General features: G+C 67.5%; 2 protein-coding genes and 1 pseudogene. 1 reads left to right on the top strand and 2 read right to left on the bottom strand.

Annotation, left to right across the window (positions count from 1 at the left end; all coding sequences use genetic code 11):
• Positions 1-447: pseudogene (locus FF041_RS24165) on the bottom strand (hypothetical protein); the annotation flags it as partial.
• A 256-nt stretch (positions 448-703) separates the two neighbouring features.
• Between FF041_RS24165 and FF041_RS24160 the strand changes: the two are divergent.
• Positions 704-1897 carry a hypothetical protein gene (locus FF041_RS24160; RefSeq protein ID WP_153524768.1) on the top strand — a complete coding sequence of 398 codons (1194 nt, stop codon included), beginning with the start codon at positions 704-706 and terminating at the stop codon, positions 1895-1897.
• 25 nt (positions 1898-1922) lie between these two features.
• On the opposite strand, the gene FF041_RS24155 is transcribed toward FF041_RS24160, so the two are convergent.
• A partial coding sequence (locus tag FF041_RS24155; RefSeq protein ID WP_323392555.1) for a CBS domain-containing protein occupies positions 1923-2316 on the bottom strand: 394 nt, incomplete at its 5' end.

The following is a 2316-nucleotide window of genomic DNA, read 5'->3' as shown; positions in this document are numbered from 1 at the left end:
CTGATCCGCCACCAGATCGACGAAGACCGTGGTCGTCCCGGGGCGCCTGATCGTCAGCTCCGAGGCCAGCCAGTGCCACGGCAGCCCCGTGTACCGCAGGGTCGCCGCGGTGGACCGGGCGAGCGCCAGATGCACCCGCCGCTGCTTGCGGTCGAGCTGGAGCTGCCCCGCCAGATAGAGGAACAGCGGCCCCGGCGAAGCCGCCGCCGCCCGGATCCGGGTCAGTACCGTCTGCGGGTCCAGCGGGTCCGCCAGCTCCACCACCGTCGCCGCCCGCGTACCCGTCAGCGCGCTCGGGGGGACCGCGGCGAGCGAGGGCAGCACCGAACTCGCGTCCACCAGACGCCCCTTGCCGGCCGGCGCAGCCGCGATCAGCAGCGCGGTTCCCGGCGCGGCGTCCCCTTCCGTGATCAGCACACCCCGCACGTTATCCGACGCCGCGCGCATCAAACGCCCGCACGGCGTCCCGGGCACGTCGCGCGTCCCCCCGCGGGCGGCCATGAACTGTTCGCGGCCGAGGACGTTCGACGACGGCACGGCGGGCGGTCCGTTCCGGTCGGCACGTGGCACCTTCACACAGGAACTCCGGATGCGTCGGAGTCCGGTCCATGTCACGATCTTTATGACCGCTGTCCTCGCACCCGCCATCTCAAGCGACGCACTCGCCATCTCAAGCGACGAGATACCGGAGTGGAGATCAGGCATGGGTGATTTTCTGATCAATACGACGACACGCAGTCTTCAGTTCCAGCCGGCAGTCGTCTCATTGCGCGACTCAAGTTACATGGCCGTATGGGCGGACAGGAGCGATTCCAGCATCAAGGGCCAGATCTTGAGGTCGAGCGGAGCGAAGACCGGTGGAGAGCTCACAGTGAGCACGCCAACTCCGTCGGACAGCAACACGAACCGGCAGTGGCCGACGGTCGTCCGCGCAGGCTTCAGTGTGGTCGCAGTGTGGATCGAGGAGCCCTTCAACATACCTCCGCCTTTGCCCCAGGTGAAATTGCAGAGGTTTGTGGACGGCCAGAAGACAGGACCGGAGATCCAGGTCAGCACCACCGACATCGACCCGAAGAATCGTCCCTCCGTCACCAGCATGATCGACGGTGGATCCGTCGTCACCTGGGCGGACTCCCGCCAGGGTCAGCGCATTCGTGCCCAACGCTTCGACGACGAGGGCCGCAAGGCCGGCCCCGAGTTCACCGCCAACATCACCGAAGGGTTCCATCGGCGCCCCGTCGCCACGGTGCTGGATGACGGGAGGTACGTCGTCGCATGGACTGACGACCCCTCGGGGATCGAGGGGGGCCGGCTCACTTTCAGGGTCTTCGACTTGGACGGCTCGCCCTTGGGAGGCGAGAAAATCTGCACCAGAACTCGCGGGTTTTTCCCGGGTGCCAATGCAATGACGCTTCTCGAAAACGGAAGGTTTGTCATCGCGAGCATCGAAACGATCGCGGAAAGTGATCTCGGGGTCCCGCAGAGCACCGTGGTGGCGAATGTCTTCGAGGCGGACGGGGACGGTACGGAGGTGATCAATTTGAGCGTGGGCAATCCGAAAGGGTTCAACCGCTCGTGGCCGGCTCTCGCGCCGCTGCCGGGCGGGCGCTTCCTGTTCACTTGGGTGGAAAAGAGCGCAACCACATTCGACACCGTCCCTGTTGTCATGGCAGAGATCTGTTCGGACAGTCAGGGTTCGCTCGGTGAAAAGATCCAGGTCAGCACGGTAGCGACGACCGGCGATCGATTCCAGGTCTGCGCCGCGACGTCGGTGGACGGCAGCTCGGAGAGCGCCTTCATCACGTGGGCGGACGACACTCGCACCGACGGGGACGCATCGGACTTCGCCGTACGAGGGCACGCCTTTCGCGTCGACTCTCCAGGGTCACTCGTATAGCGCGTCCACAGCGGAGGCCCACTTTCTAGGCGTCCGACACCGAGTCGAAGTCGACTTCGTCGCGTGAGACTCCGCGCTGGTCCGCGTCGACCGAGCGCCGTAGCGCCTCGTGCAGCTTCGCGGGGGTCAGCACTCCCACGAACCGGGCCCCGTCCACCACCGCGACCCACCCCGCGTCATGCTGGAGCATCTCGCTGAACGCCTTCTTCAACGGCGCCCCGAGGGGGACCCACGCCTCCATGCGCCGGGCCGCGTCCCCCACGGTGCCCCGCGCTCCGGCCCCGGCCAGGGCGTCCGCCGACGCCCAGCCGTGCAGATCGCCCCGGGTGCTCACCACCACCGCCCAGCGCGCGCCCTCGGCCCGCAGCCGGGCCGCCGCGGACCGCGCGGGCTCGTCCAGAGCGGCCAGCGGCGGCTGT

It is taken from the genome of Streptomyces jumonjinensis (genome assembly GCF_009600885.1).
In the GTDB taxonomy this organism is placed as follows: Bacteria; Actinomycetota; Actinomycetes; order Streptomycetales; family Streptomycetaceae; genus Streptomyces; species Streptomyces jumonjinensis.
Note: the sequence above shows the minus strand (reverse complement) of the source record. Positions and strands in the feature narration are given on the sequence as shown.

What these genes read in the sequence shown, in the direction of transcription:
- FF041_RS24160 (WP_153524768.1), top strand. Translation starts at nt 704, where the DNA reads ATGGGTGATTTTCTGATCAATACGACGACACGCAGTCTTCAGTTCCAG.